General features: G+C 71.8%; 16 protein-coding genes. 7 read left to right on the plus strand and 9 right to left on the minus strand.

Annotated elements, in window-relative coordinates; translation table 11 throughout:
• Positions 1-3 precede the first annotated feature (3 nt).
• The 5 genes from I0D00_RS21090 to ftsY form a co-directional block, all read right to left on the minus strand.
• The gene (locus tag I0D00_RS21090; protein WP_213641728.1) at positions 4-615 is read right to left on the minus strand and encodes a hypothetical protein; all 612 of its coding nucleotides are present in this window, start codon (positions 613-615) and stop codon (positions 4-6) included.
• A gap of 57 nt (positions 616-672) precedes the next feature.
• A complete protein-coding gene (gene rpoH, locus I0D00_RS21095; protein WP_213641729.1) occupies positions 673-1,527 on the minus strand; it encodes an RNA polymerase sigma factor RpoH in 855 nt (284 codons plus the stop codon).
• A 111-nt stretch (positions 1,528-1,638) separates the two neighbouring features.
• Entirely contained in the window at positions 1,639-2,655 is a 1,017-nt protein-coding gene (ftsX, locus tag I0D00_RS21100; RefSeq protein WP_213641730.1) for a permease-like cell division protein FtsX, read from the minus strand.
• Entirely contained in the window at positions 2,652-3,320 is a 669-nt protein-coding gene (gene ftsE / locus I0D00_RS21105) for a cell division ATP-binding protein FtsE (protein ID WP_213641731.1), read from the minus strand. Before ftsE ends, ftsX begins: the two co-directional genes overlap by 4 nt.
• A 2-nt stretch (positions 3,321-3,322) precedes the next feature.
• A complete protein-coding gene (gene ftsY / locus I0D00_RS21110; RefSeq protein ID WP_213641732.1) occupies positions 3,323-4,693 on the minus strand; it encodes a signal recognition particle-docking protein FtsY in 1,371 nt (456 codons plus the stop codon).
• Between the two features lie 206 nt (positions 4,694-4,899).
• On the opposite strand from ftsY, the gene I0D00_RS21115 reads away from it, so the two are divergent.
• From I0D00_RS21115 to I0D00_RS21130, 4 genes are read left to right on the plus strand one after another with little or no spacing between them, the layout of a single operon-like run.
• The gene (locus I0D00_RS21115; protein WP_213641733.1) at positions 4,900-6,255 is read left to right on the plus strand and encodes a M16 family metallopeptidase; all 1,356 of its coding nucleotides are present in this window, start codon (positions 4,900-4,902) and stop codon (positions 6,253-6,255) included.
• Positions 6,248-7,729 (plus strand): M16 family metallopeptidase, encoded by a 1,482-nt coding sequence (locus tag I0D00_RS21120; RefSeq protein ID WP_213641734.1) that lies wholly within the window; start codon positions 6,248-6,250, stop codon positions 7,727-7,729. Before I0D00_RS21115 ends, I0D00_RS21120 begins: the two co-directional genes overlap by 8 nt.
• The gene (gene rsmD / locus I0D00_RS21125) at positions 7,729-8,325 is read left to right on the plus strand and encodes a 16S rRNA (guanine(966)-N(2))-methyltransferase RsmD (protein WP_213641735.1); all 597 of its coding nucleotides are present in this window, start codon (positions 7,729-7,731) and stop codon (positions 8,323-8,325) included. The genes I0D00_RS21120 and rsmD overlap by 1 nt, the downstream gene beginning before the upstream one ends.
• Positions 8,326-8,365: 40 nt before the next feature.
• Positions 8,366-9,355 carry a hydrolase gene (locus I0D00_RS21130; protein ID WP_213641736.1) on the plus strand — a complete coding sequence of 330 codons (990 nt, stop codon included), beginning with the start codon at positions 8,366-8,368 and terminating at the stop codon, positions 9,353-9,355.
• Positions 9,356-9,374: 19 nt separating this feature from the next.
• Here the strand turns inward: I0D00_RS21130 and I0D00_RS21135 are convergent, their stop codons facing one another.
• The 4 genes from I0D00_RS21135 to I0D00_RS21150 all read right to left on the minus strand — a co-directional run bounded on the left by I0D00_RS21135 (position 9,375) and on the right by I0D00_RS21150 (position 12,857).
• Positions 9,375-9,611: an anti-sigma factor gene (locus tag I0D00_RS21135; protein WP_213641737.1), complete on the minus strand. Its 237-nt coding sequence runs from the start codon at positions 9,609-9,611 to the stop codon at positions 9,375-9,377.
• On the minus strand, positions 9,605-10,210 hold the full coding sequence (locus tag I0D00_RS21140; RefSeq protein WP_213641738.1) for an RNA polymerase sigma factor: 606 nt from the start codon (positions 10,208-10,210) through the stop codon (positions 9,605-9,607). Before I0D00_RS21140 ends, I0D00_RS21135 begins: the two co-directional genes overlap by 7 nt.
• A gap of 135 nt (positions 10,211-10,345) precedes the next feature.
• Positions 10,346-11,992, minus strand: coding sequence for a Na/Pi cotransporter family protein (locus tag I0D00_RS21145; RefSeq protein WP_213641739.1), 1,647 nt, complete (start codon positions 11,990-11,992; stop codon positions 10,346-10,348).
• 193 nt (positions 11,993-12,185) lie between these two features.
• Complete coding sequence (locus I0D00_RS21150) at positions 12,186-12,857, minus strand: haloacid dehalogenase type II (protein ID WP_213641740.1); 672 nt, start codon at positions 12,855-12,857, stop codon at positions 12,186-12,188.
• 174 nt (positions 12,858-13,031) lie between these two features.
• Between I0D00_RS21150 and recC the strand changes: the two genes are divergently transcribed.
• From recC to recD, 3 genes are read left to right on the plus strand one after another with little or no spacing between them, the layout of a single operon-like run.
• Complete coding sequence (gene recC / locus I0D00_RS21155) at positions 13,032-16,289, plus strand: exodeoxyribonuclease V subunit gamma (protein WP_213641741.1); 3,258 nt, start codon at positions 13,032-13,034, stop codon at positions 16,287-16,289.
• Positions 16,286-19,870 carry an exodeoxyribonuclease V subunit beta gene (recB, locus tag I0D00_RS21160; RefSeq protein ID WP_213641742.1) on the plus strand — a complete coding sequence of 1,195 codons (3,585 nt, stop codon included), beginning with the start codon at positions 16,286-16,288 and terminating at the stop codon, positions 19,868-19,870. The genes recC and recB overlap by 4 nt, the downstream gene beginning before the upstream one ends.
• Entirely contained in the window at positions 19,870-21,702 is a 1,833-nt protein-coding gene (recD, locus tag I0D00_RS21165; protein WP_213641849.1) for an exodeoxyribonuclease V subunit alpha, read from the plus strand. The genes recB and recD overlap by 1 nt, the downstream gene beginning before the upstream one ends.
• Positions 21,703-21,708: the final 6 nt, after the last annotated feature.

The following is a 21,708-nucleotide window of genomic DNA, read 5'->3' on the forward strand; positions in this document are numbered from 1 at the left end:
GGCTCAGTGGGCTCGCAGCGCGCGCCGCGGCACGACCTGCAGCAGACGCAACTGCTCGTCCTCGCTGTGGACGCTCAGGCCCAGCCGCGGATAGATCCAGGCCTCGCCCGCCTCCAGCTGCAGCCGCAGACGCGGCTGACCAAGACTGGCGGCCAGCCGCGCGACGTCCAGCCCCTGCCGTGGTACGAGGCTCAGGCCGACGACGGCCTGCCGGCCCAGCTGCGCCAGCAGCGAATCGGCGAGGGGCTGCGCGGCGCCATCCGCCGCCAGCCCCGCCGCCGTCATCAGGCTCCCCCGCTCGGCCTCGCTCAGCGCCAGCTCGGCCTCCAGCCGCCAGGGCTCGCCAGCCGCCAGCCACTCGCCGCGATAGAGTAGGCGCGCGCCATCCGGGTGCGGCTGCAACCACAGCTCACCGGCCACCAGGGCCCTCAGCTCGGCCAGCTGCAGTCGCTCCTCGGCCAGCGGTTCGAACACCTGCAACTGCCACTCGGCCAGCCAGGGCAACGGTTCGGCCGGTTGCGGCCCGCGTACCAGCCAGGCGCCCCAGGCGAAGAACAGCAGGGCGACGACGGCGAACAGCAGCCCATGCTGCAGGCGCAACGGCGGCAACTTCATGGTGTTCTCCAGGCAGAAAAAAGCCGCACCCGGGTGCGGCTTGTTCAGGTGAGGCGCTTACGCCGCGATCGAGCCCTTGAGCTTGTTCATGGCGTTTTTCTCCAGCTGGCGGATGCGCTCGGCGGAGACGTTGTACTTGGCGGCCAGGTCGTGCAGCGTGGCCTTCTCCTCGGCCAGCCAGCGCTGGTAGAGGATGTCGCGGCTGCGCTCGTCGAGCCCGTCGAGGGCCTCGTGCAGGTTGGCGGTGGCGCTGTCGCTCCAGTCGGCATCTTCCAGCTGGCGCGCCGGGTCGTAGCGATGGTCTTCCAGGTACTGCGCCGGCGACTGGAAGGCGTGGTCGTCATCGGCGTCGTTGGCCGGGTCGAAGGCCATGTCCTGGCCGGTCAGGCGGCTCTCCATCTCGCGCACTTCGTGGGGTTCGACCCCCAGGCTGTCGGCCACGGCATGCACTTCGTCGTTGTTCAGCCAGGCCAGGCGCTTCTTCTGGCTGCGCAGGTTGAAGAACAGCTTGCGCTGGGCCTTGGTGGTGGCGACCTTGACGATGCGCCAGTTGCGCAGGATGAACTCGTGGATCTCGGCACGGATCCAGTGCACGGCGAAGGACACCAGGCGCACGCCCATCTCCGGGTTGAAGCGCTTGACCGCCTTCATCAGGCCGACGTTGCCTTCCTGGATCAGGTCGGCCTGGGCCAGGCCGTAGCCGGAATAGCTGCGGGCGATGTGCACGACGAAACGCAGGTGGGCCAGCACCATCTGCCGCGCGGCCTCGAGGTCCTGCTGGTAGTAGAGACTCTCGGCCAACTCACGCTCCTGCTCCGGGCTCAGCAGCGGGATGCTGTTGACCGCGTGCACGTAAGCCTCCAGGTTGGCGCCTGGGACTAGGGCATGGACAGGTTGCAAGGACGTTGACATTCGAACCCTCCGACTCACAAAACGCGTGCAGTGTAGCACTGCCGAATACGACTGAATACGCGTATACAAGTTCCGCAACAGATAGTCAATATTAAGCAAATCAATCAGTTACTACCTTGGCGCCAGCTCGCTCAAATGCCGGGCGACGGCCAGCCAGGCGCCGATGTAACCCAGCAGCACGGCCCCCAGCAGCAGCGACAGGCCGTCGCCCGCCGGCACCCCGGCCAGGGCGAAGTCGCTGCCGTACAGCCCGGCCAGGCGCACCACCGCATCGTTCAGCCAGCCCAGGCCGTAGGCCAGCAGCAGCCAGGCCAGCAGTCCGGCCCCGAAGCCGTAGAGCGCGCCCATATAGAGGAAGGGCCGGCGCACGTAGCTGTCGGTGCCGCCGACCAGCTTGATCACCTCGATCTCGGTGCGGCGGTTCTCGATATGCAGGCGAATGGTGTTGCCGATCACCAGCAGCAGGGCCAGCACCAGCAGCAGGGTCAGGCCGAAGACGAAGCGGTCGCCCAGGTGGAGGATGGCGCTCAGGCGCTCGACCCAGAGCAGGTCGAGCTGCGCCTGCTGCACCCTGGGCAACTCGGCCAGGCGCAGGCGCAGCGCCTCCAGGGTGGCCTTGTCGACTTCCTTCGGGGTGACCAGCACCACGCCGGGCAGCGGGTTGTCCGGCAGCTCCTTGAGCGCCTCGCCCAGCCCGGACTGCTGCTGGAATTCGTCCAGGGCCCGTTCGCGGCTGATCCACTCGGCATCGGCGACCTCCTGCATCGCCGCGACCTGCTCGCGCAGGGCCTGGCCCTGGGCATCGTCGGCGTCCAGTTGCAGGTACAGGGAGATCTGCGCGGCACGCTGCCAGGAGCCGCCGAGGCGCTCGACGTTGTCCAGCAACAGCGCCAGGCCCATGGGCAGGCTGAGGGCCACGGCCATCACCAGGCAGGTGAAGAAGCTGCCGATCGGCTGCTTGGCCAGGCGGCGCAGGCTGTCGACCAGGCTGGCGCGGTGGCTCTCCAGCCAGGCGTGCAGCTGGCTGCGGAAATCCGGGCCGTCGTCCGGGGCCTTCTGCTCGACCTTCTTCGGCGCGGCGCCGACACGCTGGGCCGGCTGCGGTGGCGGCATGCGGGTCGCGCTCATACGGCCTCCCCGTCGCCGATCAGGCGGCCGCGTTGCAGGGTCAGCATGCGGTGGCGCATGCGCGCGATCAGGGCCAGGTCGTGGCTGGCGATCAGCACGCTGGTGCCCAGGCGGTTGATGTCCTCGAACACCCCCATGATCTCCGCCGCCAGGCGCGGGTCGAGGTTGCCGGTGGGCTCGTCGGCGAGCAGCAGGGCCGGACGATGGACGATGGCCCGGGCGATGCCGACGCGCTGCTGCTGGCCGGTGGACAGGTCGCCGGGGAACAGCTCGGCCTTGTCCGCCAGGGCCACCCGCTCCAGCGCGGCGCCGACCCGCTGGCCGATCTCCGCCTTGCCCAGGCCGAGGATCTGCAGGGGCAGGGCGACGTTGTCGAACACGCTGCGGTCGAACAGCAGCTGGTGGTTCTGGAACACCACGCCGATCTGCCGGCGCAGGAAGGGGATCTGCGCGCTGGTGATCTGCCCCAGATCCTGCCCGGCCAGCAGCAGCTTGCCGCTGGTGGGTCGCTCCATGGCCAGGATCAGCCGCAGCAATGTGCTCTTGCCGGCGCCGGAGTGCCCGGTGACGAACAGGAACTCGCCACGGCGCACGCGGAAACTCAGCTCGTGCAGCCCGACGTGACCGTTGGGGTAACGCTTGCCGACCTGCTCGAATCGAATCATCCCTATTTCTCCGCGAACAACGCCTGGACGAAGGCCTCGGCCTCGAAGGTGCGCAGGTCGTCGATGCCCTCGCCGACGCCGATATAGCGGATCGGCAGGGCGAACTGCTTGGCCAGGGCGAAGATCACCCCGCCCTTGGCGGTGCCGTCCAGCTTGGTCAGGGCCAGGCCGCTGAGGCTGACGGTCTGGTTGAACTGCTTGGCCTGGTTGATGGCGTTCTGCCCGGTGCCGGCGTCCAGCACCAGCAGCACCTCGTGGGGCGCGCTGTCGTCCAGCTTGCCGATCACCCGGCGCACCTTCCTCAGCTCTTCCATCAGGTTGTCCTTGGTGTGCAGGCGCCCGGCGGTGTCGGCGATCAGCACGTCCATGCCACGGGCCTTGGCGGCCTGCACCGCATCGAAGATCACCGAGGCGGAGTCGGCGCCGGTGTGCTGGGCGATCACCGCGATCTGGTTGCGTTCGCCCCACACCTGCAGCTGCTCCACTGCCGCCGCGCGGAAGGTGTCGCCGGCGGCCAGCATCACCTTGTTGCCGTCCAACTGCAGCTTCTTCGCCAGCTTGCCGATGGTGGTGGTCTTGCCGACGCCGTTCACCCCGACCACCAGGATCACGTAGGGGCGCTTGGCGTGGTCGATGCGCAGCGGCTGCTCGACCGGCTTGAGCAACGCGGTCAGCTCTTCCTGCAGCGCCTTGTACAGTGCGCCGCTGTCGGTCAGCTGCTTGCGCGCGACCTTCTGGGTCAGACTCTGGATGATCGCGGTGGTGGCCTCGACGCCGACGTCGGCGGTCAGCAGGCGGGTCTCGATCTCGTCGAGCAGCTCGTCGTCGATGGCCTTCTTGCCGAGGAACAGGCTGGCCATGCCCTCGCCGAGGCTGGCGCTGGTCTTCGACAGGCCCTGCTTGAGGCGGGCGAACCAGCCGCCCTGGTTGTCGCCCGGCTTGGCCTGCTCGAGCGCGGCCGCGAACACCGGCGGGGGCGGCTCGACGGGCTCGGGCTCGGGTTCGGGCGCCGGTGTCGGCGCGTGCAACACCTCGCTGCCGGCGTTGATACGAAAGCGCGAGGCGTTGACCGGCGCGACCTCGGCCGCAGCGGCTTCAGGCGTGGCGTTATCTGGAGCCGCAACGGCAGGCGCGCTGCTCGGCGGCGGCGCGACAGGCGCCGGCTCGGCGCTCGCGGCAGGCGCTTCAGGCTGGGCGGACGGCTCGGGCTGCGCGGGCGCGTCGCTCGGCGCGGGGCTGGCCGGCTCCTGCGGCTTCTTGCGCAGCCAGCCGAACAGGCCCTTCTTTTCCGCAGGTTTTTCCGCGCCTTTCTCGGCCGGTTGCTCGGCCGCGGGCGCGGCGGGAGTCTTCTTGTCGTCGTTGGAACCAAACATGGAGGACGGCTATCTCAAAGGAGCGGCGCGCCGCTAGACAGGTCAGAAAACGGCGCGAAAGCAGGCCGGGCGAAGCCAGGGGACGCTGCACAGCGGTTTTCAGCAGGCTCAACAGGCATGGCCGCCAGTAAAACGGATGAGTATCCTAGCACCTCCGCGCCCGCCGACGCTAAGTTCGCACGGGCCGCCCGACAGGTCGACAGCTAATGAATATGATTGCCCGCCGCGTCGTCGGCGCTGCCCTCGGCGCGCTCTGCCTGCCGCTGATGGCACTCGCCGCCGCCCCGCAACCGACCCACGAATTCAGCCTGGACAATGGCCTGAAGGTCATCGTCCGCGAGGACCATCGCGCCCCGGTGGTGGTGTCCCAGCTCTGGTACAAGGTCGGCTCCAGCTACGAGACGCCCGGCCAGACCGGCCTGTCCCATGCCCTGGAACACATGATGTTCAAGGGCAGCCGCAAGCTCGGTCCCGGCGAGGCCTCGCGCATCCTGCGCGAGCTCGGCGCCGAGGAGAACGCCTTCACCAGCGACGACTACACCGCCTACTACCAGGTACTGGCCCGCGACCGCCTGGCGGTGGCCCTGGAGCTGGAGGCCGACCGCCTGGCCAGCCTCAAGCTGCCGGCCGAGGAGTTCGCCCGCGAGATCGAGGTGATCAAGGAGGAGCGGCGCCTGCGCACCGACGACAAGCCGTCGAACCAGGCCTACGAGCGCTTCAAGGCCATGGCCTTCCCGGCCAGCGGCTACCACACCCCGACCATCGGCTGGATGGCCGATCTCGAGCGCATGAGCATCGAGGAGCTGCGCGCCTGGTACCAGGCCTGGTACGCGCCGAACAACGCCACCCTGGTGGTGGTCGGCGACGTCGGCGCCAGCGAGGTCAAGGCCCTGGCCGAGCGCTACTTCGGCCCCATCCCCCGCCGCGCGGTGCCGACCGCCAAGCCCCCGCGCGAGCTGGCGGCGCCCGGCGAGCGGCGCCTCACCCTGCACCTCAAGACCCAGCTGCCGAGCCTGCTGATGGGCTTCAACGTGCCGGGCCTGGCCACCGCCCAGGAGCCGCGCCAGGTGCATGCCCTGCGCCTGATCGCCACCCTGCTCGACGGCGGCTACAGCGCGCGCCTGCCGACCCGCCTGGAGCGCGGCGAGGAACTGGTCTCCGGCGCCTCGGCCTGGTACGACGCTTACGCCCGCGGCGACAGCCTGTTCGTGCTGACCGCCACCCCCAACGTGCAGACCGGCAAGACTCTGGCCGAGGCCGAGGCCGGCCTGTGGCGCGAGCTGCAGGACCTGCAGCAGAACCCACCCACGGCCGAGGAGCTGGCGCGGGTGCGCGCCCAGGTCATCGCCGGGCTGGTCTACGACCGCGACTCGATCACCAGCCAGGCCACCACCATCGGCCAGCTGGAAACCGTCGGCCTGTCCTGGCAACTGATCGACCGGGAGCTGGCCGAACTGGAAGCGGTCACCCCGGCCGACATCCAGAGCGCGGCGCGCACCTTCTTCACCCGCGACCGCCTGAGCGTCGCCCATGTCCTGCCCGAGGAGGCGCGTGATGAGTGAACGCAATGGCCTGCGCTATGGCCTGCTGGCCCTGGCCCTGCTGGTGTTGCTGGCGATCCTGCTGTTGCTGGTCGGCCGCGAGGACGCGCTCGAGTCCGCCCCCGCAGCGGCCGACAGCGCCAGGCTGGAGTCCCTCGCCGAGCTCAACGGCCAGGCGCCGACGCGCCGCGCCCTGCAGATCCAGACCTGGCAGACCGCCGAGGGCGCCAAGGTGCTGTTCGTCGAGGCCCGCGAGCTGCCGATGTTCGACCTGCGCCTGATCTTCGCCGCCGGCAGCAGCCAGGACGACGGCGTGCCGGGCCTGGCCATGCTGACCAACGCCATGCTCAACGAGGGCGTGCCGGGCAAGGACGCCGGCGCCATCGCCGCCGGTTTCGAGAACCTCGGCGCCCAGTTCGGCAACGGCTCCTACCGCGACATGGCGGTGGCCAGCCTGCGCGCCCTCAGCGCCGCCGAGATCCGCCAGCCGGCGCTGCGCCTGTTCGCCGAGGTGCTCGGCCAGCCGAGCTTCCCCGAGGATGCCCTGATGCGCATCAAGAACCAGCTGATGGCCGGCTTCGAGTACCGCAAGCAGGACCCGGGCAAGCTGGCCAGCCTCGAGCTGTTCCAGCGCCTGTACGGCGCGCATCCCTATGCCCACCCCAGCGACGGCACCGCCGAATCCATCCCGGCGATCGATCGCGCGCAGCTGCAGGCCTTCCATGCCAGGGCCTACGCCGCCGGCAACGCGGTGCTCGCCCTGGTCGGCGATCTCTCGCGCAGCGAGGCCGAGGCCCTGGCCGCCGAGGTCTCGGCGGCCTTGCCGCCGGGCCCCGCGCTGGCGCATATCCCGCAGCCTGAGCCGCCGCGAGGCGGCGCCAGCCATATCGACTTCCCGTCCCAACAGACCCACCTGATGCTCGCCCAACTCGGCATCGACCGCCGCGACCCGGACTACGCCGCCCTCTACCTGGGCAACCAGATCTTCGGCGGCGGCGGTTTCGGCACCCGGCTGATGGAGGAAGTCCGCGAGAAACGCGGGCTGACCTACGGCGTCTATTCCGGCTTCAGCGCCATGCAGGCCCGCGGCCCCTTCATGATCAGCCTGCAGACCCGCGCCGAACTCAGCGCCGGCACCCTGCAGCTGGTCAAGGGCCTGCTGCGCGACTACCTGGACCAGGGCCCGACCCAGCAGGAGCTGGACGACGCCAAGCGCGAACTGGCCGGCAGCTTCCCGCTGTCCACCGCGAGCAATGGGGCGATCGTCGGCCAGCTCGGCACGATCGGCTTCTACGACCTGCCGCTGGACCACCTGGAGAGTTTCATGGCCGAAATCAAGGCGCTGAGCGTCGAGCAGGTCAAGGCGGCCATGGCCCGCCACCTCGATCCCGAGGCCCTGGTGATCGTCAGCGCCGGCCCCGAGGTGGCGCAGCAGGCGCTGCCGCCGCCGACGGGCAAGCCCGCCGAACAACCCAGCGGCGTCCCGGAGCACTGATGCGCAGATCCCCCGGCAAACCCGCCAAGGCCCACGGCGGCCAGGGCCAGTTGCGCATCATCGGCGGCCAGTGGCGCTCGCGCCGCTTCGCCTTCCCCGACGGCCCGAGCCTGCGCCCCACCCCCGACCGGGTGCGCGAGACCCTGTTCAACTGGCTCGCCCCCTATGTCGAGGGCGCCCGGGTGCTCGACCCCTTCGCCGGCAGCGGCGCGCTGTACCTGGAGGCGCTGTCGCGCGGCGCCGGCAGCGCCCTGGCCCTGGACCTCAACCCGGACTCGGTGGCCGCCCTGCGCGGCCACCTGCACAGCCTGGGCTGCGCCCACGGCCAGTTGCTGCAGGCCGACGCCCTGGCCTACCTGCAACAACAACCGGCCACGCCCTTCGACCTGGTGTTCCTCGATCCGCCCTTCCACCAGGGCCTGCTGGCGCCGATCTGCGCGCTGCTGGAGGGTCGCGGCTGGCTCGCCGAGCACGCCTGGGTCTACAGCGAGAGCGAGACGCCGCCCTCGAGCCTCGGCCTGCCCGGCAACTGGCGCCTGCACCGGGAGAAGCAGGCCGGCCAGGTGTATTACGCCCTGTGGCAGCGCGGCGAGTAGGCGAGGCCCCGCGCCCCGGGCATCAACCGTGCAGCGACCGATGAGCACGACCTTCACCCCGGCCTGGTGGCTGCCAGGCCCGCACCTGCAGACCCTGTGGAGCCCGTTGTGCCGCAAGCCGGTGATGTTGCGGCGCCGGCGCGAGCGGCTGTGGCTGGCCGACGGCGACTTCCTCGACCTCGACTGGCACGGTCCGCACAGCGCCGACGCGCCCCTGGTCCTGGTGCTGCATGGCCTGACCGGCTCGTCGGACTCGCGCTACGTCACCGGCCTGCAGCAGGCCCTGGCCGCCCGGGGCTGGGCCAGCGCGGCGCTGAACTGGCGCGGCTGCTCGGGCGAGCCCAACCTGCTGCCGCGCGGCTACCACTCCGGCGCCAGCGAGGATCTGGCCGAAACCATCGCCCACCTGCGCGCGCAACGGCCGCTGGCGCCGCTCTATGCGGTGGGCTACTCCCTGGGCGGCAACGTGCTGCTCAAGCACCTCGGCGAGAGCGGCGGCGACAGCCCGCTGCGCGGCGCCGTGGCGGTGTCCGTGCCGTTTCGCCTGGACCAGTGCGCCGACCGCATCGGCCAGGGCTTCTCGCGGGTCTACCAGGCGCACTTCATGCGCGAGATGGTCGCCTACGTGCGCAGCAAGCAACGCCTGTTCGCCGACCTGGGCCAGGCCGACCGGCTGTCGACCCTGGAGCGGCTCGGCTCCCTGGACGACCTGCGCACCTTCTGGGACTTCGACGGGCGCATCACCGCGCCGCTGCACGGCTTCAGCGATGCCCAGGACTATTACCGGCGCGCCTCGAGCCGCTACTTCCTCGGCCGCATCGCCACCCCGACCCTGCTCATCCAGGCTGCCGACGACCCGTTCGTGTTCCGCCACAGCCTGCCGGAGCCGAGCGAACTGGCGCCGGGCATCCAGTTCGAACTGCACCCCCACGGCGGCCACGTCGGCTTCGTCGACGGCTCGCCGCGGCGCCCCGGCTACTACCTGGAGCGCCGCATCCCGCAATGGCTGGCGACCCAGACAGGCCGCTAGCTGCGCCGCCCGGCGGTCCTTAGCGTTGCCGGCCGCGAGGCAGGCCGCTGGCGGCGAGAATGCTCGCGCTGTCCACCCGTTCGTCATCCAGGGGCAGGCGCTTGAGGGTGTCGGAGGTCAGGCGCAGCTGCTCGATGTACAGGGCGCAGCGATCGCAGCGCCGGGTGTGCATGAGAACCGCCAGGCGGGTGCGCCAGTTCAGGCGGCGGTCGATGATGTCCGAGCCCAGCTCCGACATTTCCATGCAGCTCAGCATGTGCCTACCTCCTCAAAGTGCTCGAGCATCGCGTGCAGGCGCTGGCGTCCGCGGTGCAGCAGCACGCGGACATTGCCCTCGGCCAGTTGCAGGGCCTGGGCGATCTCGCTGAAGTCCAGGCCGGCGACCTCACGCAGCATCACTACCGACTGTTGATCCCGGGGCAGCTTGTGCAGGTGCTGGCGAATGCACTGATACAGCTCCTCCTCGGTCAGCAGGGCCTCCGGCGAATCGTGGTGCCAGCGGATCGGTGGCCGAGTCCAGGTGCCGTCGCGGTTGAAGCGCCCTTCGATGGGCGAGCCGCCGTCGGCGCCCCAGGCGTCCCAGGCGACCTCGCGCTTGGCTTTGCGCAACATCGCCCGGGCCTCGTTCAGGGCGATGCGTGCCAGCCAGGTGCGCAGCTTGGAGCGGCCCTGGAACTGGGCGATGGCGGCGAAAGCCTTGATCCAGGTTTCCTGGGCCACGTCCTTGGCCAGGTCGGGGCCGGCCAGGGGCGTGGCCATGACCACCAGGAAGCTGTGATGGGCCTGGATGGCCGCCTCGAAGGCGTCCCGGTCGCCCCGCTGCATGCCGCGGATCAGCTCGCGCTCGTCGTCCATCCTGTCCTCCTGGGCAGTGCCTGCCGCAGTGGGCGGACGGCCGCTTGGGGCAGCCCGCCTCGATATTCGAAGGCGCGGACGGGGCGCTTGTTACACCTTTCGTCCGCAGGGTCCCCCGCACTGGACCGACGGGGGCTACTCGCCGCTCACCTCCTCGGCCTTCAGCGCACCGGTCTCGCCGGCTTCCAGCACCACGTAGGCGCTGCTGCAGAACAGCGAGTTGAGGCGTTTCATGTCGCTGATCAGCTCCAGGTGCAGGGCGCTGGTCTCGATGCTCTGCACCACCTGGCGATGCAGGCGGCCGACATGGGCGTGGGCCAGGCGCCGCTCGCGGGCGCGGAAGCGCCGCTTCTCGCGCAGCAGCTGGCGGGCGCTCTCGGCATCGCCGGAGAGGAACACGTTGAGCCCCAGGCGCAGGTTGGCCATCAGCTGGGCATGCAACTCGGTCAATTCCTCCAGGCCGCTCTCGGAGAAGGCGTGGCGCTGGGCGGTCTTCTCGTCCTGCACCTTGCCGAGCATGCGCTCGATGAGGTCGCCGGCCTGCTCCAGGTTGACCGCCCACTCGAGGATCTCCGCCCAGCGCCGGCTGTCGCGCCCGCTGAGCGCATCGTGCGGCACCTGGGCCAGGTACAGCTTGACCGCGCTGTAGAGCGCGTCGACATCGTCGTCCAGGCGGCGCAGTTCCTTGCTCAGCGCCGGCTGGTTGCTGCGCAGCACCTCCAGCAGGTGGTGCAGCATGGTCTCGATCAGGTCGCCGATGCGCAGGGTCTCGCGCACCGCCCCCGACAGCGCCAGGCTGGGCGTGCCCAGGGCGGTGCGGTCCAGGTGGCGCGGGCGGGCCACGCCGCTGTCCTCGGCGCGATCCGGCAGCAGCCAGTTGCAGAAGCGCGCCATGGGTCCGACGCTGGGCAGCAGCAGCAGGCAACGCAGGCCGTTGTAGAGCAGGTGGAAGCCGACCACCAGTTCCGCCGGGCGCCAGTTCAGGCTGTCCAGCCAGGCCACCAGCGGGTCGAGCAGCGGGATCACCAGCAGCAGGCCGATCAGCTTGTACAGCAGGCTGCCCAGCGCCACCCGGCGGCCGGCCGGGGTCTGCAGGCTGGCAGTGAGGAAGGCCAGCAGGCCGCTGCCGATATTGGCGCCGATGACCAGGCCGATGGCCACCGGCAGGCTGATCAGGCCGGCACCGGCCAGGGTCGCGGTGAGCAGCACGGCGGCCAGGCTGGAGTAGGAGATCAGGGCGAACAGCGCGCCGACCAGGGCATCGAGCAGCAGGTCGCCGGTCAGCGAGGCGAACAGCACCTTGATGCCCTGGGCCTGGGTGATCGGCGTGGCGGCCGCGACGATCAGCTCCAGGGCCAGCAGCATCAGGCCCAGGCCGATGCTGACGCGACCGAGCTGACCGGCACGGCTCTGCCGCCGCGAGAGGAAGAAGATCACCCCGAGGGTGATCAGCAGCGGCGACAGCCAGCCCAGGTCCAGGGTCAGCACCCGCGCCATCAGCGCCGTGCCGACGTCGGCGCCGAGCATGATCGCCAGGGCCGGGGTCAGCGCCATCAGGCCCTGGCCGACGAAGGAGGTGACCAACAGCGCGGTGGCGTTGCTGCTCTGCACCAGGGCGGTGACGCCGATGCCGGCGACGAAGGCCATGGGCAGCCGGCTGACGTTGTGGCTGAGCACCTTGCGCAGGTTGGAGCCGTAGACCCGCAGGATGCCGGTACGAACGATATGCGTGCCCCAGATCAGCAAGGCGATGGCCGAGAGCAGATTGAGCAGGGTCAGCATCGTGCATCTCCCTGTCGCGGGTCGCCCAAGCAGGGGCAACAACCGCATGCGGCGTCTGCGGCCACGGGACGGGCCCGTGGCGGGCAGCGCGTGTACGTGGCTGGCCCGCTTGTCGACTGTGCTTGTCGGGCCTTACTTAAGCTGTAGCCGGGGAATGGCCGCAGCGCCAGCCGCGGGTCGCCCGGCGGCACGTTCAGTCGGCCAGGCGCTCGGCCAGCTCCAGCAGGCTGGCGACCTGCAGATCGGGCGCGATGCCCCAGGGGTCGAACTGGGCCCTGTCGCTGCGCCTGACCCAGGCGCAGCGCAGGCCGGCATGCTGGGCGCCGAGCACGTCGAAGGGGTTGCTGGACACCAGCCAGGTGGCCTCGGCCGGGCTGCGGGTGCGACTCAGCAGGTGCCGGTAGACGCTCGGCGCCGGCTTGAAGCTGCGCACCGCCTCGACGCTGACCACCTCCGCGAAGTGATCGGCCAGGCCGGCCTGCTCGAGCAGGGCGGCGACCGCCGCCTGGCTGCCGTTGGAGAAGGCATACAGGCGCGCGCCCCGCTGCTGCAGGCGCTGCAGGCCGGCGGCGCTGTCGGCAAAGGCCGGCAGGTGCGCCCAGGCGTCCAGCAGCCGTTCCTGGGCCCGGGCGTCGAAGGGCGCGGCGGTGCTGGCGCAGGTGAAGACCAGGGCCTCGCGGGTGCAGCGGGCGAAATCCACGTAGGCGCCCATCAGGCCGCGGCGAAAGCTGTACTCCAGCTGCTTGTCGCGCCAGCGCAGGTAGAACTCCTCGGCACCGTCGCCGAGGGTCTGCCGCAGCTGGCGAGTGAGGTCGCTGGGGTCGATCAGGGTGCCGTAGACATCGAAGGCCAGGCAGAGGGTCATGGGGCGTGCCTCGAATGGAAAGTTATCCTTCAGGGTTGCAGAGTGAAGCTCAAGCGACACTTGTCCATTGGTCGCAGAGAATATCGGCTGGCCGGCGACGCAGCTTGTCGGCCGACCCCGGCAGGCTGGACGAACTGGTAACCTAGCGCGATTGAACGGAAGCGACCCTGCCCGATGCTCAGTCTCTACCACGCCCCCGACCTGGAAACCCTCGGCGAGCTGGCCACCCGCCTGCTGGCCCAGCCGCAACGCCAGCCCTTCGCCGCGGCCCGGGTGGTGGTGCCGAGCCAGGGCATCGGCCGCTGGCTGACCCTGCAGCTGGCGCGCAGCCAGGGCATCGCCATGCAGCTGGAGGTGCAGCTGCCCTCGGCCTTCGTCTGGGAACTGTCGCGTCTGGTCCTCGGCCAGTTGCCGGAGCAGTCGGCCTTCACCCCGGACACCCTGGCCTGGCGCCTCTACGACTGGCTGTGCGAACCGCACCGGCTGGCCCAGGCGCCGCGCCTGGCGCACTACCTGGAGGGCGGCGACGAGCGCCGGCGGTTGTCGCTGGCGGCGAAGATCGCCGACGTCTTCGACCAGTACCTGCTGTACCGCGACGACTGGCTGGCCGCCTGGGAGCGCAACGAGCTGCTCGGCCTGGGCCCGGACGAGGCCTGGCAGGCCCTGCTCTGGCGCGAGCTGACCGAGGGTGGCCACCCGCACCGCGCGCGCCTGCTCGAGGAGCTGCTGCGCCGCCTGCACGACCCGGCGCCCATCGCCGGGGTGCCCGAGCGCCTGCTGGTGTTCGGCATCAGCGCCCTGGCCCCGCACCATATGCGCGTGCTCGACGGCCTGGCCCGGCACAGCGAGGTGGTGGTGTTCGCCCTCAACCCCTGCCGCGAGGCCTGGGGCGAGATCCGCGATGTCCGCGAACTGGCGAGGCAGTCGCAGGCGAGCCCGGACGACTGGTACCTGGACGTCGGCCACCCGCTGCTGGCCAGCCTCGGCAAGCAGGGCCGCGACTTCTTCGACAGCCTGTTCGCCCTGGCCTCGAGCGAGGGCGCCCAGGAGCTGGGCCTCTACTCCGAGGACGCCGACCTGCACGACAGCAGCCTGCTGCAGGCCCTGCAGAACGACATCCTGCGCCTGCGCACCCGCGCCCCGGACGAGCGCCTGGCGCTGCACGCGGACGACCGTTCGCTGGAGCTGCACGTGGCCCATTCGCCGCTGCGCGAGGTGGAGATCCTCCACGACCAGCTGCTCGCCCGCTTCCAGGCAGACCCCGCGCTGACCCCGGACCAGGTGGTGGTGCTGACCCCGGACATCGAGCGCTACGCCCCCTATGTCGAGGCGGTCTTCGCCCCCCGCGAGGGCGTGCCGAGGATTCCCTACAGCCTGGCCGACCGCAGCCTGCGCGCCGAGGTGCCGCTGATCGAGGCCTTCCTCGAGTTGCTCGCCCTGCCCGACAGCCGCTTCACCGCCGAGGAACTGCTCGGCTGGCTGGAGCAGCCGGCCCTGGCCCGCCGCGCCGGCATCGAGGCCGAGGACCTGCCCCTGCTGCGCGACTGGCTGCGCGAGGCCGGGGTGCGCTGGGGCCGCGACGCCGGCCATCGCGCCGCCCTGGGCCTGCCGGCCGACGCCGCCTTCACCTGGCGCCAGGGCCTGGACCGCCTGCTGCTGGGCTTCGCCGCGCCGCCGCAGCTGGCCGGCGAGGGCGCGCCGCTGCTCGGCGCCAGCTGGCCACTGGACGCCCTGGAGGGCGCCCGGGCCCAGCTGCTCGGCCGCCTGGTCGCCTTCGTCGAGCGCCTCGCCGCCCTGGCCCAGGGCCTGCAGCGGCCGCGGCCGCTGGCCGACTGGGCGCAGGCCCTAGTCGAGCTGGTCGACGAGCTGTTCGACGAGCGCGAGGCCGGCGATACCCTGGTGCTGCTGGCGAAGGCCTGCGCCGGCCTGGCCGAGCAGGCCGCGGCGTCCGGCATCGAGCGGCCGCTGGAGCTGGCGCTGATCCGCCAGCAACTCGGCGCGGCGCTGGAACAGGGCGGCGGCGCCTCGGGTTTTCTCACCGGCGCGGTGACCTTCTGCACCATGGTGCCGATGCGCAGCCTGCCGTTTCGCCTGGTCTGCCTGCTCGGCCTGGACGACGGCGCCCTGCCCCGGCGCACCCCGGCCGCCGGCTTCGACCTGATCGCCCAGCAGCCGCGGCGCGGCGACCGCGCCCGCCGTCTCGACGACCGCTACCTGCTGCTGGAGACCCTGCTGTCGGCGCGGGTTGGCCTGTACCTGAGCTACGTCGGCCGCGACCCGCGCAGCAATGCCGAGTTACCGCCCTCGGTGCTGGTCAGCGAGCTGCTGGAGGCGGTGGACCTGACCGCGGTCTGTGCCGATGGCACCAAGGCCAGCGCTCGGATCCGCCTGGAGCACCCGTTGCAGCCCTTCGCCCCGGGCAACTTCGCCGGCGGCCGGCGGGCCGGCTTCGCCGCCCCCTGGTTCCGCGCGGCGCAGCGCCTGAGCGAGGCGGTCGCCGCACCGCAGCCCTTCGCCGCGACCCTGCCGGCGCCGGGCGAGGACTGGCTGACGCTGGAGCCGAGCCAGCTGATCCACTGTTTCAAGCACCCGGCGCGCTACCTGCTGGAGCAGCGCCTCGGCCTGCGCCTGGCGCAGGCCGAGGAGGCCCTGGCCGGCGACGAACCGTTCGGCGTCGAATGGACCAGCCTGCACGGCCTGCGCCAGCTGGCCCTGCAGGCCGTCGAACAGGGCTGGAGCGAGGCCGAGGAACGGGCGCTGGCGGCCGCCTCCGGCTGGTTGCCGGTGGGCGAGCTGGGCCAGGCGCACTGGGGGCAGATCCGCGGGCCGATCCGCGCCTTCGCCCCGACCCTGTTCGACGAGCGCCCGGCGCAGACGCCGCAGCCGCTGCTGGTGGACCTGCGCCTGGCCGGCGTGCGCATCCACGGCTGGCTCGACGGCGTGACCGCCGACGGCCTGTTCGACTACCGCCTGCGTGCCCTCGGCGCCTGGGAGCTGGCGCCGTTCTGGCTGCGCCACCTGCTGCTGGGCTGCGCCGCGACCCCGGGCATCGCCCGCACCAGCCGCCTGCTGTCGCCCCAGCGGGAATGGCGCCTGGGGCCGCTGGACGATCCCCAGGCGCTGCTGGAACCCTGGCTGGAGGCCTACCAGCGTGCGCTGTGCGAGCCGCTGCCGCTGCTGGCCAAGTGCAGCCATGGCTTCGCCCACAAGTGGCGCAAGCCGGGGCGCAAGGAACCCATCGAGGCGGCGCGGGCCGAGGCGCGGCTGATGTGGCAGGGCAACGACTTCATGGCCGGCGACAGCCAGGACCCCTGGAACGCCCTGGCCTTCCGCGACCGCGACCCGCTCGACGAGCGCTTCGAGGCCCTGGCCGAGCAACTCTACGGCCCGGCCCTGGATGCCCTGCAGGGCGCAGAGGAGGACGCGGCATGAGCGGCGCCGATCTGGACCTGTTGCAGGACAGCTTCGTCGGCCGCTCGCTGATCGAGGCCAGCGCCGGCACCGGCAAGACCTGGACCCTCACCGCGCTCTACGCCCGCCTGCTGCTGGAGCAGCGGCTGTCGGTGGCGCAGATCCTGGTGGTGACCTTCACCACCGCCGCCACCGCCGAGCTGCGCGAGCGCATCCGCAGGCGCCTGGCCGAGCTGCTGGCGATCTACGAGCAGGGGCCGGGCGAGGACGCGCTGCTCAATCGCCTGCACGCCCGGTACCCGGACGCGGCCAGCCACCGCCGCCTGCTGCTGGCGGTGCACGGCTTCGACGAGGCGGCCATCTTCACCATCCACGGCTTCTGCCAGCGCGCCCTGCAGGACGCCGCCTTCGAGGCCGGCGGCGACTTCGACAACGAGCTGACCCAGGACGACCGGGAGATTCTCGACGCCCTGCTCGCCGACCTCTGGCGCCACGAGCTGGCCGCCGCCGAGCCGGAATGGGCAGCCTTCCTGGTGCAGCGCAAGCTCAGCCCCCAGGTCCTGCGCCAGCGCCTGCGCGGCCACCTGGGCAAGCCCTACCTGCGCATCGAGCCGCAGCCCGGCGCCCAGGCCGACCTGGCGCCGCTGCGCGCGGCCTGGCAGCAGGCGCGGGACGCCTGGCTGGCGCACGGCGGCGCCTGGCTGGAACGGCTCAGGGCCTTCGACGGCTTCAAGGGCAACATGGTCGACGCCACCAAGCTGGGCGCCTGGCAGCAGGAGCTGGACGGCTACTTCGGCGATGCCGCCGCCCTGTTCGGCAAGGTCGAGGGCCTGCGCCGGTTGTCCCGCGAGGGCCTGCTCAAGGCCAGCAAGAAGGGCGCCGCGGCCCCGGACAGCCCCCTGGCAGGCGCCCTGCAGCAGCTGTGCGAGGCCCTGGAGGCGGCGCTGCCGGACGCCGAGCAGCGGCTGATCGCGCTGCAGGTGCGGCTGCTCGCCCAGCTCGACGAGCAGCTGCCGCAGCGCAAGGCCGCCCAGCGCCTGCTGGCCTTCGACGACCTGCTCAACCGCCTGCAGCAGGCGCTGCAGGGCGAGGGCGGCGAGCACCTGGCCGCCACCCTGCGCACGCAATACCCGGTGGCGCTGATCGACGAGTTCCAGGACACCGACCCGGTGCAGTACCAGGTGTTCCGCCGCATCTATCGGGATGCAGGCGATCTGTGTTTCGTGGGGGACCCGAAACAAGCCATCTACGCCTTCCGCGGCGCCGACCTGGCCACCTACCTCAAGGCCCGCGACGAGGCGGCCCGGCAGTACAGCCTGGCCACCAACCACCGCTCCACCCCCGAGCTGATCGATGCCCTCAACCGGCTGTTCGACCGGCCCAGGCCCTTCGCCGAACCGGGCCTGACCTACCCGCCGGTGGGCGCCAGCCCGCGGCCGCGGCCGCGCCTGGTACTGCCCGAGCAGACCCAGGCGGCGCCGCTGGCGCTGGTCTGGCTGGACGACGAGCACCTGACCAAGGGCCAGGCCGGCGCCCTGGCGGCCCGCGACACGGCCCGGCGCATCGCCGCGGTGCTGGCGGCCAGTGCCCGCGGCGCGGCCTATTTCGAAGAAGAAGGCGCGCGAGAAGCTGACGCCGCTATCGCCGGGCGCAGCAGCTTTAAGCGGACTCCGCTCAAGGGCGGCGATATCGCCGTCTTGGTCGCCAGCCATCGCCAGGCCGCCGAGGTGGCCAGCGAACTGGCCGCGCGCGGCGTGTCCAGCGTGCGCCGCGGCAAGGAGAGCGTCTGGCTCAGCGAGGAGGCCGAGGCCCTGGCCGCCGTGCTCGCCGCCTACGCCGAGCCGGGGCGCGAGGGCGCCCTGCGCTATGCCCTGGCCAGCCGCCTGCTGGGCCGCAGCGCCGCCGAGCTGGCCGCCTGCCAGGACGATGCGCGGGCCTGGGACGAGGAGCGCGAGGCGGCCGAGCGCTATCACCAGCTGTGGCAGCAACAGGGCTTCATGCGCGCCTTCCGCGCCTGGCTGGACGAGCAGCGGGTGGCCGAGCGCCTGCTGGCGCTGGTGGACGGCGAGCGCCGGCTGACCAACCTGCTGCACCTGGCCGAGCTGCTGCAGAGCGAGAGCCTGCAGCGCCCGGGGCTGGAGCAGCTGCTGGCCTGGTTCGACGCCCAGCGCCGCGCCGAGGCCCACGGCGAGGAGGCCCTGCTGCGCCTGGAGAGCGATGCCGAGCGGGTGCAGATAGTCACCATCCACACCGCCAAGGGCCTGGAATACCCCCTGGTGTTCTGCCCCTACCTGTGGGACGGCGCCCTGCTGCGCCAGAGCGAGGACATCAGCTGCCACGCCGACGACGGCACGCCGCTGCTCGACCTCGGCGGCGAGCACTTCGAGCGGCACCGCGAGCGCGCCCGCCAGGAGCGCTTCGCCGAGAAGCTGCGCCTGACCTACGTGGCCCTGACCCGTGCCCGTGACCGCCTGTGGCTGCACTGGGGGCCGGTGGACTGCCGGCCGAAGAAGGACGGCAGCCTCGGCGAGGCCGGCCTGCACAGCAGCGCCCTGGCCTGGCTGCTGCACGGTCGCCAGCTGCCGGGGGCCGATGCCCTGGGCGAGCTGGCCGAGCACCTGAAAACCCTGGGGCCGGCGGACCTGCGCGGCGAGATCGAGCGGCTGGTCGAGGCCAGCCAGGGGCGCATGGCCGTGCAGCCGTTGCTCGAGCAGGAATCCAGCGCCGCCGGCGAACGCCGCGCGCCGGCACCCGAGCAGCTGGCCAGCCTGCAGCGCAGCCTGCACAGCGCCTGGCGCATCGGCAGCTTCTCCGGCCTGGCCGCCGGTATGCATATGGAGGCGCCGGACCGCGACCATCTGGCCATGCCCGATGCCAGCGAGCCGGGCGGCGGCTTCTTCGCCTTCCCCCGTGGCGCCCGCGCCGGCACCTGCCTGCACGCCATCCTCGAGGACTGGGCGCGGGGCAAGGCGGCCCTGGCCGAGCTGGTCGCGCCGGCGCTCAACGGCCACGGCATCGACGCCGACACCTGGGGGGAGATCGCCCGCCAGCAGCTGCAACGGGTCATAGAGACCGACCTGGACGGCAACGGCCTGTGCCTGGCCGGCCTCGAGCCGACCCGGCGCCTGCCCGAGCTGGGCTTCACCTTCCCGGTGGCGAACCTCGATGTGCAGCGCCTGCGGGCGATCCTCGGCGACCCGGCCCATGGTTTGCCGGCGCCGATGCGCGAGGCCGCCGCGCGCCTGGAGTTCGACAGCCTCAAGGGCTTTCTCAAGGGCTTCATCGACCTCAGCTTCGAGCACGAAGGACGCTGGTACATCGCCGACTACAAGTCCAACTGGCTCGGCCCGGATGCCGGCCACTACCAGGGCGAGCGGCTGCTCCAGGCCCTGGCCGGCGAGCACTACTACCTGCAGTACCTGATCTACCTGGTGGCGCTGCGGCGCTTCCTGCGCCAGCGCCTGGCCGACTTCGACGAGCGCCAGCTGGGCGGCGCCTACTACCTGTTCCTGCGCGGCATGCCGCAGGCCGGGGTGTACTTCGCGCGCCCGGCCGACAGCCTGCTGGATGCCCTGGATCGGCTGTTCGAGGAGGGTAAATGATGTTGCTCGCCGACCTGCCCCTCGGCCCATTGGAGCGCGCCCTGGTCGCCAGCCTGCAACGCCTGGAGCCGGCCGCCGAGGCGCCGGTGCTGGTCGCGGCGGCGCTGCTCTGCCGGGCCCTGGAGCAGGGCGACGTGTGCCTGCCGCTGGCGCGCCTGGCCGGCCAGCGGCCCTGGCCGGAGCAGGAGTTCGTCCTGCCGCCGCTGGCGCAATGGCGCCAGGCGCTGCAGGCGTCCTCGCTGGTCGGCGAGGCAGGCGCCTTCGCCCCGCTGGTCCTCGTCGGCGAGCGCCTGTACCTGGCCCGCTACGAGGCCTACGAGCGGCGCCTGGCCGAGCAGTTGCTCGAGCGCGCCGGCGACCGCCCGGCGGTGGACGAGGCGCGGCTCGGCGACAGCCTGGCGCGGCTGTTCGCCTTCAACAGCCAGCAACCGGACTGGCAGCGCCTGGCCGCGGCCCAGGCGGTACGCCGGCGCCTGGCGGTGATCTCCGGCGGCCCCGGCACCGGCAAGACCACCACCGTGGTGCGCCTGCTCGCCGCGTTGCTGGAACAGCCCGACGGCGAACGGCTGGCCATCGGCCTGGCCGCGCCCACCGGCAAGGCGGCGGCGCGCATGGCCGAGGCGATCCGCGGTGCCAAGGCGTCCCTGCCGGTCGACGAGTCGATCAGGGCCGCCCTGCCGGAAGAGGCGCGCACCCTGCACCGCCTGCTCGGCAGCCGCGGTGACAGCCCGGCGGTGCGTCACCATGCCGGCAATCCCCTGGCCCTGGACGTGCTGGTGGTGGACGAGGCCTCCATGGTCGACCTGGCGCTGATGGCCAAGCTGGTGGAGGCCCTGCCGCCCACGGCGCGGCTGATCCTGCTCGGCGACAAGGACCAGCTGTGCGCGGTGGAGGCCGGCGCGGTATTCGCCGAGCTGTGCGAGGGCCGCGGCTTCGACGCCGCGGCGGCGGCCGAGCTCGAGCGCATCAGCGGCCAGCGCGTGGCGGTGGAGCCGCCGCGCTCGGCCCTGGGCGATGCCGTGGTGCTGCTGACCCACAGCCACCGCTTCGCCGGCGACAGCGGCATCGGCGAGCTGGCGCGGCGCATCAACGGCGGCGATGTGCCCGGCACCCTGCGGTTGTTGCAGGAGGGGCGCGAGGACCTGGCCTGGAACGCCCAGCCGACCCCGCAGGCCCTGCTGGAGCGCCTCGAACGCGGCTATGCGCCCTATCTGGCGGCCGCCCGGGACGGCGACCCGGCGGCCGCCTTCGCCGCCTTCAACGCCTTCCGCGCGCTCTGTGCCCAGCGCGAAGGCCCCTGGGGCGTGGCCGGCCTCAACGAGGCGCTGGAGGCGCGGATCAAGCGCCGCAGCCAGGTCGCCAGCCGCGAGCGCTGGTACGTCGGGCGGCCGGTGATGGTGCGGCAGAACGACTACGCCCTGGGTCTGTTCAACGGCGATATCGGCCTCTGCCTGCCTAGCGCCCACGGCCTGCGGGTCTATTTTGAAGGCGAGGGCTCGAGCGAGGGCGGCTACCGCCCCTTCGCCCCGGCGCGCCTGCCCAGCCACGACAGCGCCTTCGCCATGACCGTGCACAAGAGCCAGGGCTCGGAGTTCGCCGAGGTGCTGCTGGCGCTGCCCGAACAGCCCAGCCCGCTGCTGAGTCGCAGCCTGTTCTACACCGGCATCACCCGGGCCAAGCAGCGGGTGGAGATCTGGGGCCTGGCCCCGCGCCTCGGCGAGGCGGTGGCCACCCGCGCCGAGCGGGCGGCGGGCCTGGCCGAGCGCCTGCAAGGTCCGCCGCAGGGCGCACCGAAGCCCGACAGCGGCGGGCAGCTCGGGCTGTTCGAGTGATGGCCG

Origin of the sequence: Pseudomonas lalucatii (assembly GCF_018398425.1) — a bacterium.
GTDB lineage: Bacteria > Pseudomonadota > Gammaproteobacteria > Pseudomonadales > Pseudomonadaceae > Aquipseudomonas > Aquipseudomonas lalucatii.

Bases quoted from the DNA above. Each gene is read 5' to 3' on its own strand.
- I0D00_RS21120 (WP_213641734.1), top strand. From the start codon at position 6,248: ATGAGTGAACGCAATGGCCTGCGCTATGGCCTGCTGGCCCTGGCCCTG.
- ftsY (WP_213641732.1), bottom strand. From the start codon at position 4,693: ATGTTTGGTTCCAACGACGACAAGAAGACTCCCGCCGCGCCCGCGGCC.
- I0D00_RS21150 (WP_213641740.1), bottom strand. From the start codon at position 12,857: ATGACCCTCTGCCTGGCCTTCGATGTCTACGGCACCCTGATCGACCCC.
- ftsX (WP_213641730.1), bottom strand. From the start codon at position 2,655: ATGAGCGCGACCCGCATGCCGCCACCGCAGCCGGCCCAGCGTGTCGGC.
- I0D00_RS21140 (WP_213641738.1), bottom strand. From the start codon at position 10,210: ATGGACGACGAGCGCGAGCTGATCCGCGGCATGCAGCGGGGCGACCGG.
- I0D00_RS21145 (WP_213641739.1), bottom strand. From the start codon at position 11,992: ATGCTGACCCTGCTCAATCTGCTCTCGGCCATCGCCTTGCTGATCTGG.
- I0D00_RS21135 (WP_213641737.1), bottom strand. From the start codon at position 9,611: ATGCTGAGCTGCATGGAAATGTCGGAGCTGGGCTCGGACATCATCGAC.
- I0D00_RS21130 (WP_213641736.1), top strand. From the start codon at position 8,366: ATGAGCACGACCTTCACCCCGGCCTGGTGGCTGCCAGGCCCGCACCTG.
- rpoH (WP_213641729.1), bottom strand. From the start codon at position 1,527: ATGTCAACGTCCTTGCAACCTGTCCATGCCCTAGTCCCAGGCGCCAAC.
- recD (WP_213641849.1), top strand. From the start codon at position 19,870: ATGTTGCTCGCCGACCTGCCCCTCGGCCCATTGGAGCGCGCCCTGGTC.
- I0D00_RS21090 (WP_213641728.1), bottom strand. From the start codon at position 615: ATGAAGTTGCCGCCGTTGCGCCTGCAGCATGGGCTGCTGTTCGCCGTC.
- recC (WP_213641741.1), top strand. From the start codon at position 13,032: ATGCTCAGTCTCTACCACGCCCCCGACCTGGAAACCCTCGGCGAGCTG.
- rsmD (WP_213641735.1), top strand. From the start codon at position 7,729: ATGCGCAGATCCCCCGGCAAACCCGCCAAGGCCCACGGCGGCCAGGGC.
- ftsE (WP_213641731.1), bottom strand. From the start codon at position 3,320: ATGATTCGATTCGAGCAGGTCGGCAAGCGTTACCCCAACGGTCACGTC.
- recB (WP_213641742.1), top strand. From the start codon at position 16,286: ATGAGCGGCGCCGATCTGGACCTGTTGCAGGACAGCTTCGTCGGCCGC.
- I0D00_RS21115 (WP_213641733.1), top strand. From the start codon at position 4,900: ATGAATATGATTGCCCGCCGCGTCGTCGGCGCTGCCCTCGGCGCGCTC.